The sequence below is a fragment of the Janthinobacterium algoris genome, from assembly GCF_051380935.1.
GTDB lineage: Bacteria > Pseudomonadota > Gammaproteobacteria > Burkholderiales > Burkholderiaceae_D > Janthinobacterium.
The window spans coordinates 110966-124638 of record NZ_JBNYXZ010000021.1 but is presented as its reverse complement, the minus strand read 5'-3'; the positions used below and the strand labels follow the sequence as shown (position 1 = coordinate 124638).

Sequence of the window (13673 nt, the reverse complement as noted above, 5' to 3'; positions counted from 1 at the left end):
ATCCTGCTGGCTGCCGTGCTGGTGGTGGTGGCCAGCTCCACCAGCACGGGCTGGTGGCTGGCCGCTGGTGATCGTGATGCCGCGCGCGCTTCGCTGGTGCAGGAGCAGGGCGTCAGCGCTGCGCTGCGCGCTTCGATCAGCGAGCAAAACCGCGCCATCGATGGAATGGCTGCGGCCACGCTGGCGGCGCAAGAGCGCGGCGCGGCGGCACAGGCGGCGGTCGCTGCCAAGGGCAAGAAGTATGACGCGGCTCTGGCGAAGATCGCGGGTGCGCGCGCCGCGACCTGCGACGAGGCCATGCCGGCCGTTAGGCAGATGCTGGAGGGCCTGCGATGAAACACCAGATGGCGCGACAAATAATTCCAAAAATTATTCTGGCGGTGCTGCTGGGCGGCTGCGGCTGCGCTCCGCTGGCGCCGCAGCTGGTCGAAGTTCCCGTCTTTACACCATGTGTAAAGGTGGTGCCACAGCCCCCGGCTTACGAGTTCGACAAGTTGCCGTCGACGGCGACTGATGGCGAGATCGTTCTGGTGCTGGCGCGGGATTGGCCGCGTGGGCGTGCCTATGAGGGCAGGCTGGAGGCGGTGATTGCAGGTTGTCGTTAAGTTGGCTTGTAGTCAAGTTCCGTGAGTCCATCTCCGTCTACCGCATCACTGGGTACGGTAATTGATGGGCCGCACCGCACGCCGTGAATGTGATCAATCAGTGCCGCAGTGGCATATCGGCGCGACACAATGTACTGATCGCTCACAATGTCGTATTTTTTAAAAGGGAAAACGGCGATTTCGTTCCCGCTTGAAGCGATAATCGGCATAGCACTCCTTCTCATTGTTGTAATTAATACATATTTTACATCAACGCATTTGATAGTCTTTCTCCAAGCGCCGCCCAAGCCGCCCGCTTCTCGTCCGCGTAGTCATGCAGCATGTAATGCCGCCGCACCTTGCTACCCGGCAGCACATGGTTTTGGCAGCGGTCGATCAGCTCAAGAGAAATGCCCAGTGCCTGCATCATCGTTGCGCCTGTGCGGCGTAAATCGTGCGGCGTCCAGGCGCCATTCTTGCCACCAGCCAGCACCAGGGTGTCGTCGCTGCGTCGATTCTTCAGTGGCGCGCGCGGCGTGCCGTCCTTGTTCTTCTTGAACATCGACTGGCGGTCGCCGACCTGCTTGCTGATCGACTTGCCCTCGATGCTGGCTTCATTATTCCGGGCCGGGAAGCACCAGGCGCTTTGGCCAGTGCGCGCGTGCAACTGCTGGAACTGGTCCAGCGCGAACGCCGACAGGTAGACGGTCAGGTCGGCTACGTTGTCCTTGACGTTCTCTTTCGGGATGAACCAGGTGCCGGCGGTGAGGTCGACGTGCTCCCAGCGCGCCTTCGCTGTCTCGCCGACGCGGCACATGGTCGACAGCATGATCCAGATGGCGCGCTCGGTCGTCGCCTCCAGGGGCTGCTGCACGATGCGCTTGTTTGGCGCGGCGTCGTAATCCGTGTGCATCCTGGCTATGATGGTGTGCAGCTCGCGAATCTCGTCGGCAGACAGGATGCGGTCCCGCATATTGTCGAGGTCATAGTCGGGGCTTACGATCTTCTCGATCTCGATCAGCTCCATCGGGTCGCCGTCGACCAGTAGCTTGCGCCACGGCTGCCGCTTGCGGGCCCAGGCGAACATTTGCGTCAGGCTGTTCCGCTGCATTACGGCCGACCTGTTGACGCCTCGCTCGACCATGGCGCGCAACACGGCGCGCAAGTGGTGCTCGGTCACGTCCTTGATGGCCACGGCGCCTATTGCCGGCAGCACGTCGGTGGCGAACATGCGCTTGAGCATGGCGTTGCCATCCTTGCGGCGCACGCCGTCGGTTATCCAAGCATCGAACATATCTTGTACCGTAAGGGCCGAGGCCTTGCTGATGGCTTCCGCTGCGGACTGCGCAGCGGCCGCCTCGGCCTTGGCCTGCTCGATGGCGGCGCGCCGCTCCTCCAACTGGACCGCATAGTCGATGCCTTGGCGGGCGAGTGCACGGATCTTCGCCGCCTCATCGCGAGCCTCCTGCAGCGAGCAATAGCCGGGGCCGGCCACGCCACGATACAACTTAGGCAGGCGGTATTGACGCTCAGTGCCTGTTATCACATACCGAACAAGCCAGGTCTTCACGCCATCAACCGCCACGCGTAACTGCAGGCCGTCGCCATCCATAAGCTTGTATGGTTTCTCTTTTGGCTTCGCGCCATCAATGCTCCGAACAGTCAATTTTCCCACTATATACGCTCCGTGTCCGGCAGGTGTCCGGGAAATCCCCGGATTGAAGTGTACCCGAGTGATCAGATGCGGACTAATATATTTCGTATGTTGCTGATTTAATAGGGGTATTTTCCATATCATTGGATCGATACGGACTCATGTATAATCATTCAGGGTCACATGGGGTGCATGGGGTCGGAAGTTCGAATCTTCCCGTCCCGACCAAAAGAATCAAGGACTTAGGCCACTCTTCGGAGTGGCCTTTTTCTTGGGTGGGAGTTTTTGCCCCTGCATTTGCCCCTACGAAAACATGGGCTTGTTTGCAATCATTTGGTATGGATTGAAACAGGTTTTTCCTGCTGACGATTTTTTCCCGGTGGCGTGCTAGCCAGGGCGTGCGTCTGTTTTGGGGTGATGTCGCCAAATGCTCTAGTGGGTCGGGCGTGATTGTAAGTCCACATCCAGCGGGTTACAAAATCCTGGATTGCATGGAGCGTTTCAGTCGCATTTAATATAGGCGTTCTGCTGCGGTTGCCCTAGCTAGATGAAAACGATGCGTATTCCGTGCTCGGTGGCCTAAGCCAGCGTCATGGCTCGGATGTACTCAGGGCGATTATCGCGGCGAATATTCCGGAACTTACCGCTTCATTCGATGATCCTGTCGATGGACGGATGACGTTCTCGGACGGCAATGAGAAATCGACTTTAACACCAGGACCTTCCCGGCTGAAATCATCGATTACGTTGAACAAGCGAATGCTGCTGTCATCGGCCATCGTCGACCCGGTTGACCGGGTGATCGGCGATATTGGTTGCGGCGCCCCCCTACCATTCGATCCAGGGCGAGCAACATGGCAGTCTGCTGCTGTGACCCCGGCTGCTTCTCCCCGCTTTTGTCGGCACTGACTCCGCTGTTTTTGTTGGCAATGCTAGCGCCGCGTAGAGATTTTGGTGAAAACAAACGGCCTAGACCAAGCTTTCCTCCGTTCGTCGCAAATCCAGGGAGCCTCGGACAACGCTCGATAAGATTAGCCCATTCAATGAATGAAAGGGAAACTTATGCGCATTCGTCTATGGCTATTGCCAGTCCATGCTTCAGGCCGCGCGCTACGCCTGGGAGCCTTATTGGGGGTGGCGGCATGTAGCGGCCCCGCCCACGCGGGCGAGTCCGATATGGCCGCGCGTATCGCCGGCGGGCTGCGGCAGCGGGTGGACATCGCAGGCGAGCCGGCGCAGACCTTCGATATCGAGCAGCGCCTGCGCCGCTATAGGGTCTCCAGCGTCAGCGTGGCGGTCATCCGCGACGGCAAGATCGCTTGGGCCGGCGTCTACCGGCAACCGTCCGCACCTGCGGCCGACACCGACACGCTGTATCAGGCTGCGTCCATCAGCAAAGGCGTGACCGGCGCGCTGGCGCAGCGGCTGGCGGGCAGCAACAAGCTCCAGCTCGATAGTCCGGTGGATGCCTGCCTGCGGCCGTGGACCCTGCCCGCCGGACTGCAAAGCCCCGAGCATCCGGTGACCTTGCGCAATTTGCTCAACCACACCGCCGGGGCGACCGTGTCCGGCTTCCCCGGCTATCCACCGTCGCAAGCGATCCCTACGGACCTTCAGGTAATCGAGGGCGAGTCGCCGTCGCTCACGCCAGCGGTCGTCATCCAGACCATCCCGGGCGCGGCCCATGCGTATTCCGGCGGCGGCTACACCATCGCCCAAGTCGCCATGCAGCAATGTCTGCGCACGCCTTTTGCAGAGTTGATGCGCCAGCAAGTACTGCAGCCGCTGCGGATGCGGCGCAGCACATTCGCGCAGCCATTGCCGGCGGCAGAACACAACCGCGCGCGCGGCCACTACGCCGACGGCAGCGAAGTCGAAGGCGGGGCCTTCGTCTATCCCGAACTGGCGGCCGCCGGCCTGTGGACCACGGCCAGCGACCTGGCGCGCTTCGCCATCGGTGTCCAGCGGTCGTGGAAAATCGGCACGGCCTTTTTGAGCGCGACCAAGGCGCGCGATCTGCTGACGCCGGCGCTGAACAATTATGCGCAGGGCTTCTTCGTGGTCGGCGATGGCGAGCATAAACGCTTCATGCATTCCGGCGGCAACACCGGCTTCAAGAGCACTTACGCGATGTATCTCGACAGCGGCAACGGCGTAGTCGTAATGACCGACGGCGACAACGGCAGCTATCTTGGCGGCGAGATCGTCAAGGCGGTGGCGTCCGCCTACGACTGGCCGGACTTCAAACCTCGCCTGGCCCAGACGGCGCCGCTGGACCTTGCAACGGCCACGCGCCACGTCGGCATCTACCAGCTCGACAACTTCGAGGGCCGTTTCGCCAACCGCTACGAACTGCGCTTCGACGGCAAGGACTGGACGATGGTGATGCCGGACATCGGCGCCACCCGGCTGGTGCCGACCGGCCAAACCAGCCTGGTGTCCCCCGAGACCGGCGACATCATCGAACTGACGCAGGATGGCGCCCGAGACCTGCTGTTGATCGGGGGGCGCAAGGCCCACCGCAGCCCGGACAGCTGAATCGGCAACGCTAGCGCCAACTCGGCAAAAGCGTCACCGCGCTGCTGGCCGGCTTCGCCATCGACCGGGGGCTGATATACAGCATCGACGATCTCGTCTCACGCTATTGGCCGGAGGCGGCACGCGGCGCGATCGGCGCAGTCCGACTGCGTGACGTGCTGACCAGCCAGGTGCATGGCCCGGGTGATCAGCAGCCCCGGCAAGGTCAACACGATGCTGATGCGGAAACAGTAACCATTGCTTCATCTGGCAGTCTTTCTCTGCATCAAAAAAGTGTGAAATTGTTACGGGACGGGTCACTTTTAGAAAAAAAAGGCATTCACAAGCCAACCGCCTTTTCAGGTAGGTCCGGACTTTTCGCGTCCTGTGCAAGGGAATCTTCCTGCCAGCCCGCGCCCAATGCCTTGTAAAGCGAAATGGCGCCGCGCACTTCGCCCCATTGACTTAGCGCCAACGCATCACGGGCCTGATTGAGCGTGCGCTGGGCGATGAGTACCGGCAGATAGGCACTCAGGCCAGCGCGGTAGAGCCGGGTCGCGCGATCGCGCGCCATCTGGCTGTCATTGACCGCTGCAGCCAGTGATACTTGCCGCTGACGTTCGCTGTTCAATCCGGTCAAGGCATCCTCGACGTCACGCAAGGCCAATCGCACGTCGCGCTCATACACCAGTTTTGCTGCGTCGGCACCGGCCTGCGCGGCCGTGATGCCGGCCCGTGCGCGACCACCGTCATAGAGCGTCTGGCTGGCTTGCATTCCCGCCGACCACGCCAAGCTCGCACCTGAGAAAAGGTCATGGATCAGACTGGCGGTGGCGCCTATGCTCAAGGGAATGCTGAACCTCGGGAACCGTGCGGCGTCGGCCACCCCGATCTGCGCCGTGGCGGCCGCCAAACGGCGTTCATCCGCCTGCAGGTCGGGACGCTGGCGTATCACTTCCGAGGGCAATGCCAGCGGCAGCGCGGGTGCGACGGGCAGGGCTGGCGTAGGCTCTGCCAACGCGGCACGCCAATCGCCAGGGAAGCCACCGGCCAACACGCCGATGGCATGGCTCAAGCGCGCAATGTCGGCTTCCAGCAGCGGCGGCTGCGCTTCGGCAGCTTCGCGCTCGGCCCTTGCCTGCATCACTTCTGCGGTGGTGCCCAGACCGCGTTGCAATGCTCGCCCGGCCAGGCTCTCGCCTTCAAGCAGATTGCTGATGTTGTCGCGCGTGATGGCCAGGCGTGCTTGCGCTGTACGCAGTTCGGCGTAGCTGGTCGCCAGTTCAGCCAGCAAACTCACCTGTAAAGCCCGACGGTCGTCGGCCAAGGCCTCGACGCCGGCATCGGCCGCTTCGACGGCGCGCCGCGTGCCGCCAAATAGATCCAATTCCCAACTCGCGTCAAATCCTGCGCGCCAGGTGCGCGAATGGCCGCCGGGCGATCCGTCCAGCCGCCTGCTGGAGCGCGAGCTTTCACCCACGCCGCCAACCGAAACGCTCGGCCCCAAGCCGGCAGCAATCTGCATGCGCTCGGCGCGCGCCTGCTGCAATCGCGCAAGAGCAATACCGAGATCCTGGTTGTTGGCCAACGCCAGAGCAAGCAATTGGTCCAGCATCGGATCATTGAAGGTGCGCCACCAGGTTTGAAGGCTCTCCCGTTCTGCCGCTGAGAACCCCGGGTGCGGTTCGTGCCAAGCCGTTGGAAGATCAGCTTGTGGTGGATGATAGTTCGGGCCGACTGTCGTGCAAGCGGATAGGCAAGCGAGCAGAAGAATGGACAGTACTGAGCCGCGAAGGACCGTTCGGTGAGGCGTCGGGAAAGTGCGCATGGAAAGTCCTCACATCCAACGGTGCAGTAGCGTCGTCAACCGCCCTTTGGGCGGTGCGTCGCGCCCTGGCTGGCCGATCTCGATGCTGCCTGTCATGCCGGCAGCCAAGACGATGCTCGCGGGCACCTGGTCGAATTCGACTCGCACGGGAATGCGCTGTGCCAGACGAATCCAACTGAAGCTCGGCTCGACGCTCGGCAGGCCCTGGGCGTCGGCCTGCTGGTTGGGATCGGTGATGCCGCGTCCGATGCTGGCCACGCGGCCCTGGATCAGATCGTCAAAGCCCATGAGCCTGATTTGCGCCGGGGCGCCAGGACGGATGCCATGCAGCTTGGTCTCCTCGAAATAGCCCGTGATCCAGAAGCTGTGCGCATCGAGCAGCGCCATGTTGGGTTGACCCACCACGGCGTAGGCGCCCCGGTTCAAGCGAAGGTGCGTCACGTAGCCATCCGTCGGGGCACGCAGGACCGCACGTTCAAGGTCCAGTCGCGCCATGTCCAGGGCGACTTGGGAATGGCGCTGTTCTGCTTGTGCAATGGCAACGGCCTGGTTTGCCCGCTGGATGTCTTCGCCGGGCACAAGATCCTCCATGCCCCGGCGTCGCTTGGCATCCTCGATCTTCTGCCGCAGTGTTGCGCTGGCCACCGCCAGTTGCGCCTCGGCCTGTGCGATGGCGAGTTGGAAACGCGCAGGGTCGATGCGATACAGCACTTCGCCCCGTTTTACATATTGGTCATCGGTGACGGCGACCTCGGCCACGGTCCCCGATATCTCCGGCGCGATGCGCACGACCTGCGCGCTCACGCGGCCGTCGCGGGTCCAGGGGGCGAGCACGTAGGCACGCCAAAGGGCGCTCACCAGCATCGCCGCAGCGACGACCGCCGCCAGAGTCAGGGTCGCTTTCGCGGCAGGCTTGAATAAGGACGTAATTTTAGACATAGAGAATCAGTATGGAAACCAGGCAAAGGGAAAGAGCGAACTCGAACAGCGCCGGATGCCAGACCCAGCGCAGCACTCCGCTACGTGCCAGCAGGAAACGCAGGCCCAGGAACAGCGGCAACGCGACGCAGGCATAGACAAAAAACGGCGGCAGGTAAATGCCGGCCACGGCCACCTCACTGAGCATGGGAATGCCTCCGAGACGGGTGAGAGAAATACACCGCATGGCCTTCGAGCAATGCAGCGACATCGAGCAGTGCAGCGCTCAGGCGTTGGCGGTCGGCCAGCAATGCCTCGTCCTTGGCAAGCACCCGCGTCAGGGAGCTGGCTGCTCGGGATGCGTGGCGAGCAGCCATGCGTGGGTCGTCCGCGCGGCGAGCCATCCTTTGCAAGACGCTTGTCACGGGCAGGTGCAGCGGTGACATGCGTGGCGCGCGCTGCAGCCACTCCCGCATACGCAGCAGCTCGCGCCCCAGGTGCAGGCTGGCAAGTGCATCGCCGAGGGCACGATCCATTGCGGCGGGCTGCATCTTGAGCAAGGCGCCGAGTTGCGCCATGCGGTGCTGCTGACGCAATTGCCAGATACGGCGATCCGCCCGCCTGCCCCGCAGTACGGCCAGCGCATCGTTGCGGATGCGAAGGCGTAGCCGGTCAGCGTCCCGCGTCAGATTGCGCGGCAACAATAGCCGATAACCGAGCAATGTGAAGAGCGTGGCCAGTATCCACGCCACCGACGCGTTCAAGAACACCGTGAAATCATAGCGCATGGGATTGGCTGTAGCCGCCAGCGTATTAAAGCCGATCAGATAGGCCACACCTGCCAAGCCGTACTTGGGAAAACTGCTTGCATAGATGCCCGGTAGCCAGAACAGGCCCAACACCAATAGCAGCAGCGGCAGGCCCTCGATATGTGGCAGTACACAGAAAGCGCAGAGGAATGCCATCAACACGGCCGCCACCGTGCCTTTGATGAATTCGATGGCGCCGGCGGCGGGATTGGGCGCCGTCGCCAGCAGCGCGCAGGCGGCGGCCAGCCCTGCCAGCATCATGTTGCCGTGTGGCCAGCCGGTGGCGATCCAGAAGGCGCCGCCCAGCACCACGGTCAGCATCGCACGCAATCCGTTCTGTATCGCTGCGGTCGTATCTCGGTAGAACGGCACGGAGGGCTGTTTTGCTTGCGGGCGGGGGCGATACATCGCGCCGATGCCGTCCAATGCCGCCAGATAGTCGTCGATTTGTTCAAGCAGCCTGTCGCCGCTGATCAGCAGTGCGGCCTGTTCGGCAGGCTGGGCCAACGATGTCCCGGCCAGCGTTGCAATCAGGCGTATGCGGGCTTCACCCAGCCGCTGCATCGCCTGTGCGATTCCCTGCGGACCGCGTGCAACAGCCAGCCCGGCGTCACGCCAGGCCTGCTCCAGCGCCGGCTGCAAGGTGCGCAGCGCACGCATGCTGTCACTGTCTGATGGCAGAGGCGGCGTGCCGCCGACCAATGCGGCAAACAGGGAGGCCATCGCATGCCGCACGGCCATGGCGCGTTGCGCCAGATCCTCCGACTCTGCCTTGCCTAGCGCCAGCAGATCGTCCACGCCATATACCTCGACAATGAGATTGCGTCTGGCCGTGTCCATCCGCGTGGGAGTAGCATGCGCATCATTGCCGACGGCCTCGTGCTGCGTTGCCAGGGTCTCAGCGGTGGCCGCAGCCAGCCGGCTCAATTGGGCTTCGAGGCGGCTGCGTACACTACGGGTGCTGAATAGCGCCGACACTATCCCCAGGCAAACCACGCCAACCAGCACGGATGAACCGCGTCCCATCACGTTTTCGAAGGTCAGCTCCGGATGCTGGAGCGCGCCATAGGCGGCCAATCCAACGGTGTACCCCGCAAGCGTGGCCGCGTATGCGCGGAAGTGACGCAACAGCGCCATTCCCACTACACACATTCCCAGCCAAAGGCCAAAGCCCAGCAAGAACAGCCACGGCATTTGCCCAAAGGCGCTCATCAGCACGAAGGTGGCCAGCATGCCGGCCAGCGTGCCAAGCACACGCCAGGTGCCTTTGCCGATCACCGCGCCCTGGACCGGATGGATGACCAGCAGGACGGTGGACGCGGCCGCATATGGCGCATGCAAATCGAGCAGATAAGCCACCACCAGAGCCAGCCAGGCTGCCAGGATGGAACGCAGCGCGTAGGTGGCGCGTGCCGTTGTCAGATCCAGCCGCGCCAAGCAGCGCACCAGCGCAGCACGGAGGCGGTTATGCGTTGGCGCGGGCGTCTGTGGAGATGCCGACTGCACTGTCTCGTAACGCACGGTGAACCTTTCTTGCATTGATAATGTATATCAATATAAGTCTGGTATTTAATTGCGGAAAGTGACTTTATTGGAATCAATGAGTGCGTTTAACGCACTCATTCACTGGGGCCGGCACTATGCCTTGCTGCGCTTGGCAGCGGATGCCTCATCTTCGTTGCACAGGTTTCTAATGGTGTGCCGCAACCACTGGTGCGCAGGGTCACTCTGGAGGCGTGGATGCCACGCCTGGGTAAGCAACACCGTCTCCACGGGGACCGGCAGCGCGAACAACCGGATGCGCAGCCCTGCAGCGAGCGCACTGCGCGCGAGATGCTTGGGTAGCGGCAGCAGCAGGTCGGAATCCTGCAAGGCAAACAAGGCCGCATAGGGGTTGGAGACAACCAGAGCCACATGTCGGCGCAGACCCCGGGCTTCCAGCACGTCGTCGATGGGGCCGGTGGATTTGCCGCGCCGGGAGACATTGATGTGCTCCCAGCGGCTGAGCCGTTCGAGCGTGATGTCGTCCTCGAAAATGGGGTGATGCTCGCGAGCGACGCCAACAAAGGTGGTGGTAAACAGCGACTGCACGCGGATTTCCGGCCCGAGCTTGCGCGAGGCGCTGATGAACAGGTCGATGCGGCCGCTGCGCAGCGCCTCGCCGTCCACATCGTCTTCTTCCGGGGAAAGGCGCAACATGGCGCGCGGCATGTCCGTGGCCATTGCATCGAGCAGGCGGCCCAGGTGGATACTCACGAATTCGTCGGTGGCTCGCACGTTGAAACGGCGCTCCAATAGTTTCAGGTCAACCTCGGCACCGTGTGCCAGCACCTGCGTCGCCTGCTCGACCGCCGCGCGCACCTGCTCGCGCATGGCCAATGCCCTGGGCGTCGGCACGAGCTTGCGGCCCGCCTGCACGAACACGGGATCGCCCAAGGTTTCGCGGATTCGGCCCAAGGTGCGACTCATCGCAGGCGAGCTCAGGTTCATGCGCCGCGCGGCGCCGACCACGCTACCTTCCTCCAGCAGAGCGTCCAGCGCGAGCAGCAGGTTCAGATCGGGCTGCCCCATAGCGTGCCTCCATCAATGGCATAAAGTAAAATTTTAACCGCATATCCATGTCGCGCGCAGCAATGACGAAGGTGATCGCGTGCTCCTGCTCTCTGCAAGCCCGAGGATGGATGGGTATCGATGTAACGACACCGTCACATTTGAATGCCACTATGCACATTTTCAGAATGGTGTGCCTACCTTGCCGACGCGATCCGCCCTCCTGCCATGGCCCTTGCAGCACCGTTGCGGGCGTGTGTACGCTGGCGTGTTGAGCTGTAGCGGAATGGCGCTCTTCTGGGTGCTGGGTGGGGTGATCGGATCAGCGGGAGACGCGCTTGGTGCCTCTCCTGATCTGCCGCTCGCGGGCCTTGCACGTGTCAATCCCGTTGCTGATGCAGGTACGCCTTCCGTTGCTTTCAACATCCCGGCGCAGCCGCTGAATGCGGCGCTGAACCAGTATGCGGACACCACCGGACAGCCGGCGTTGTTTCCCAGCGATCTCGTTCATGCCCGTACCTCCACGGCGGTACACGGCCTTCACTCGGCCGAAGGAGCATTGCGCATGCTGCTGCAAGGTACGGGGCTGATTGCGGACAAGCGCAGTTCTGGTCTGGGGCAGACATTCATTCTGAAAGAGGCCGGTGCGGCATCCGCAGTGCCGGCATCCGCAGTGGCTCATAATGGCATGGCCGAGTTGTTCCGTGAGGATGGCTACGCCGGACTGGTCCAGATGCGTATTTGGCAGGCGCTGTGCTCGGATGTACGAACCCGGCCGGGTAACTACACTTCTTTGCTGCAGTTTTACCTGGAGACGGATGGTCGCATCGGCGGTGTCCGTCTTCTCGGCAGCAGCGGCGATGCCCGCCGCGATGCCTCGTTGCTGCACGCATTGCGCGGTGTGCACATCGGCCGCCTGCCGCCAGCGGCGATCGCGCGGCAGCCCTTGTCCATGATGGTTGCACCGAATGCCCCGGATGCAGGGCCGCAGTGCGACCGGCAACAGGGGGCGGGCTAGCCATGTCCGAAGGCACGCAGCTCTTCCTGCTGAACTACCTGGGTAAGCATTACGCATCCATCAAGCAGCGCCTGACACGAAAGCTGGGCAATGCGGAGGATGCCGGCGATGCGCTGCACGACACCTGGCTGCGGCTGAAGGGTAGCGAGGACCACGGGCCGATCCAGAACCCGGGGGCCTACCTGTCCCGGATGGCGATCAATATTGCGGTGGATGTCCAGCGCCGACACAGCCGCCTGCTGTCAGGCGATAATATCGATGCATTGCTGGAGGAACTGGTGGACCCGTCACCTGGTCCGGCCCGGACCGCCGAGATACGCTCGGACCTCGATGCTTTGTTCCTGCTCCTCGACCGCATGCCCGAGCGCCGTCGGGCCGTCGCACTGCTCGTGCATGCGGAAGGCGTGACGCAAAAAGAGGCCGCACAACGGCTGGGCGTGTCGCTGCGGACGGTCGAGTACGAATTGAAGCGCGTGCATGAACGCCTTGACACTTATCTGGCGGCGGAGAATAAATAATGCGGGTTTTCCGGGACGCCATTCGTCATCCAGTATGAGAGAACAAAAAATATATGCACGCAACACGCAGCAGCCTGCCGGTTTCCTGCTTTACGGCCGCGCCTGGCCGCTGGATATGACACGATGAAGACGCCGCCGCCCAAGAACAGTCACGCCACTTCGCCCTCGGACCTGGACGCCCAGGCGTGGAACTGGTTGCGCCTGCTCACTTCGGGAGACGCGCGCGAAGTGGATGCACAGCAGTTCAGGCGCTGGGTCAAATCGAGTCCCTCGCATCAAGCCGCATACAACGACGTGAAGCGCCGCTGGGATGCGATTGAGGCCCCGGCCCGCGAGTTGTTGCGCGTCAAGCCGGAAGCCGCGACGCTGGGCGCATGCCGTCCTCGCCTGGTGCCGGGTGGACGGCGGGCCTTCCTCGGTGCTGCCATCAGTGCGGCGGCGGTCGCAGGCGTGGCCGTGGTGCATCCGCCGCTGGGCTTGTGGCCGGGGCCGGATGAGTGGAATGCGGATGACCGCACCGCCACCGGGGAACTGCGCACGCTGGCGCTGTCCGGGGGTGTCGATGTCATGCTGAATACGCGCACCAGCATTCGTCGCCAGACCGACGGCGGCAAGCTGGTTGGCCTGGATCTGCTGATCGGCGAGGCCTCCATCGATGTGAGGGATGGAGGGCAGGCCTTTGCTGTCGTGGCCGGCGTTGGCCGCAGCCTGCTCGAATCCGGACGGGTCGAAGTGCGTCATCTTAATGGCAAGGTCTGTGTCACCTGTATCGAAGGCACCGTCCGCGTGCAACATCCGGCAGGCGCGCGTCAACTGTATGCCCGCCAGCAAATGATGTACGGCGCCAGTTCGGTGGGCGACATCGCCAGCATTGACCCGAAAACAGTCTCGGCCTGGCGTCAAGGGATGCTGGTGTTTAACCAGGTACCTCTGGCCGATGTGCTCGACGAAATCAATCGTTACCGCTCCGGTCGCGTGGTGCTGATGAACGATGCCGTGCGCAACAAGCCGGTCAGCGGGCGCTTTTCCACGGCCTCGCTGGATCTGGCACTGTGGCAGTTGCAGGAATCCTTTCAGTTGCACGCCAGGTCGCTGCCGGCGGGATTGTTGTTCTTGAGCTGAATGGCTTTCTTCATCGGTTTGCATTGCGGGTTCGTGCGACCTTGCGCAGGGTATGTCGGGGCTGCGGAAAAATTTTCAAAAAAGTTTGCGGTATTTGCGTGGTGCAGTTCGTCACCCATACATAGGGGCTTTTTCTGTCGCAGACGCTACTCGGT

13 protein-coding genes and 1 pseudogene are annotated in these 13673 nt (G+C 62.5%); 7 read left to right on the top strand and 7 right to left on the bottom strand.

Features of this window, described 5'->3' with window-relative positions; translation table 11 throughout:
* Both ACQ4W7_RS24965 and ACQ4W7_RS24960 read left to right on the top strand, forming a co-directional pair.
* A partial coding sequence (locus ACQ4W7_RS24965; protein ID WP_436534091.1) for a hypothetical protein occupies window positions 1-336 on the top strand: 336 nt, incomplete at its 5' end.
* On the top strand, window positions 333-605 hold the full coding sequence (locus ACQ4W7_RS24960; protein WP_436534090.1) for a hypothetical protein: 273 nt from the start codon (window positions 333-335) through the stop codon (window positions 603-605). The genes ACQ4W7_RS24965 and ACQ4W7_RS24960, both read left to right, overlap by 4 nt.
* On the opposite strand, the gene ACQ4W7_RS24955 is transcribed toward ACQ4W7_RS24960, so the two are convergent.
* Together ACQ4W7_RS24955 and ACQ4W7_RS24950 are read right to left on the bottom strand one after the other, a co-directional pair.
* Window positions 602-814, bottom strand: coding sequence for a hypothetical protein (locus ACQ4W7_RS24955; RefSeq protein WP_436534088.1), 213 nt, complete (start codon window positions 812-814; stop codon window positions 602-604). The genes ACQ4W7_RS24960 and ACQ4W7_RS24955 overlap by 4 nt on opposite strands.
* A gap of 35 nt (window positions 815-849) precedes the next feature.
* Window positions 850-2259: a tyrosine-type recombinase/integrase gene (locus ACQ4W7_RS24950; protein ID WP_436534086.1), complete on the bottom strand. Its 1410-nt coding sequence runs from the start codon at window positions 2257-2259 to the stop codon at window positions 850-852.
* Between the two features lie 1155 nt (window positions 2260-3414).
* Here ACQ4W7_RS24950 and ACQ4W7_RS24945 point away from each other — a divergent pair.
* Both ACQ4W7_RS24945 and ACQ4W7_RS24940 read left to right on the top strand, forming a co-directional pair.
* Window positions 3415-4776 (top strand): serine hydrolase domain-containing protein, encoded by a 1362-nt coding sequence (locus ACQ4W7_RS24945; protein ID WP_436534084.1) that lies wholly within the window; start codon window positions 3415-3417, stop codon window positions 4774-4776.
* Window positions 4777-4814: 38 nt separating this feature from the next.
* Window positions 4815-5186, top strand: a pseudogene (locus ACQ4W7_RS24940) (serine hydrolase); the annotation flags it as partial.
* On the opposite strand, the gene ACQ4W7_RS24935 reads toward ACQ4W7_RS24940, so the two are convergent.
* From ACQ4W7_RS24935 to ACQ4W7_RS24915, 5 genes are all read right to left on the bottom strand, one after another.
* Window positions 5096-6583 (bottom strand): efflux transporter outer membrane subunit, encoded by a 1488-nt coding sequence (locus ACQ4W7_RS24935; protein ID WP_436534082.1) that lies wholly within the window; start codon window positions 6581-6583, stop codon window positions 5096-5098. The pseudogene ACQ4W7_RS24940 and the gene ACQ4W7_RS24935 sit on opposite strands and share 91 nt — an antisense overlap.
* A gap of 9 nt (window positions 6584-6592) precedes the next feature.
* The gene (locus tag ACQ4W7_RS24930; protein ID WP_436534080.1) at window positions 6593-7522 is read right to left on the bottom strand and encodes an HlyD family secretion protein; all 930 of its coding nucleotides are present in this window, start codon (window positions 7520-7522) and stop codon (window positions 6593-6595) included.
* A complete protein-coding gene (locus tag ACQ4W7_RS24925; protein ID WP_426070753.1) occupies window positions 7515-7709 on the bottom strand; it encodes a DUF1656 domain-containing protein in 195 nt (64 codons plus the stop codon). Before ACQ4W7_RS24925 ends, ACQ4W7_RS24930 begins: the two co-directional genes overlap by 8 nt.
* Entirely contained in the window at window positions 7699-9831 is a 2133-nt protein-coding gene (locus tag ACQ4W7_RS24920; protein WP_436534078.1) for an FUSC family protein, read from the bottom strand. Before ACQ4W7_RS24920 ends, ACQ4W7_RS24925 begins: the two co-directional genes overlap by 11 nt.
* Before the next feature lie 117 nt (window positions 9832-9948).
* On the bottom strand, window positions 9949-10881 hold the full coding sequence (locus tag ACQ4W7_RS24915; RefSeq protein ID WP_436534076.1) for a LysR family transcriptional regulator: 933 nt from the start codon (window positions 10879-10881) through the stop codon (window positions 9949-9951).
* Between the two features lie 265 nt (window positions 10882-11146).
* Here ACQ4W7_RS24915 and ACQ4W7_RS24910 point away from each other — a divergent pair, with 265 nt between their 5' ends.
* The 3 genes from ACQ4W7_RS24910 (at window position 11147) to ACQ4W7_RS24900 (ending at window position 13518) form a co-directional block, all read left to right on the top strand.
* Window positions 11147-11878 carry a TonB C-terminal domain-containing protein gene (locus ACQ4W7_RS24910; RefSeq protein ID WP_436534074.1) on the top strand — a complete coding sequence of 244 codons (732 nt, stop codon included), beginning with the start codon at window positions 11147-11149 and terminating at the stop codon, window positions 11876-11878.
* Window positions 11879-11880: 2 nt separating this feature from the next.
* On the top strand, window positions 11881-12396 hold the full coding sequence (locus ACQ4W7_RS24905; protein ID WP_426070749.1) for an RNA polymerase sigma factor: 516 nt from the start codon (window positions 11881-11883) through the stop codon (window positions 12394-12396).
* A 123-nt stretch (window positions 12397-12519) separates the two neighbouring features.
* Window positions 12520-13518 (top strand): FecR family protein, encoded by a 999-nt coding sequence (locus tag ACQ4W7_RS24900; RefSeq protein ID WP_436534072.1) that lies wholly within the window; start codon window positions 12520-12522, stop codon window positions 13516-13518.
* Window positions 13519-13673 lie beyond the last annotated feature (155 nt).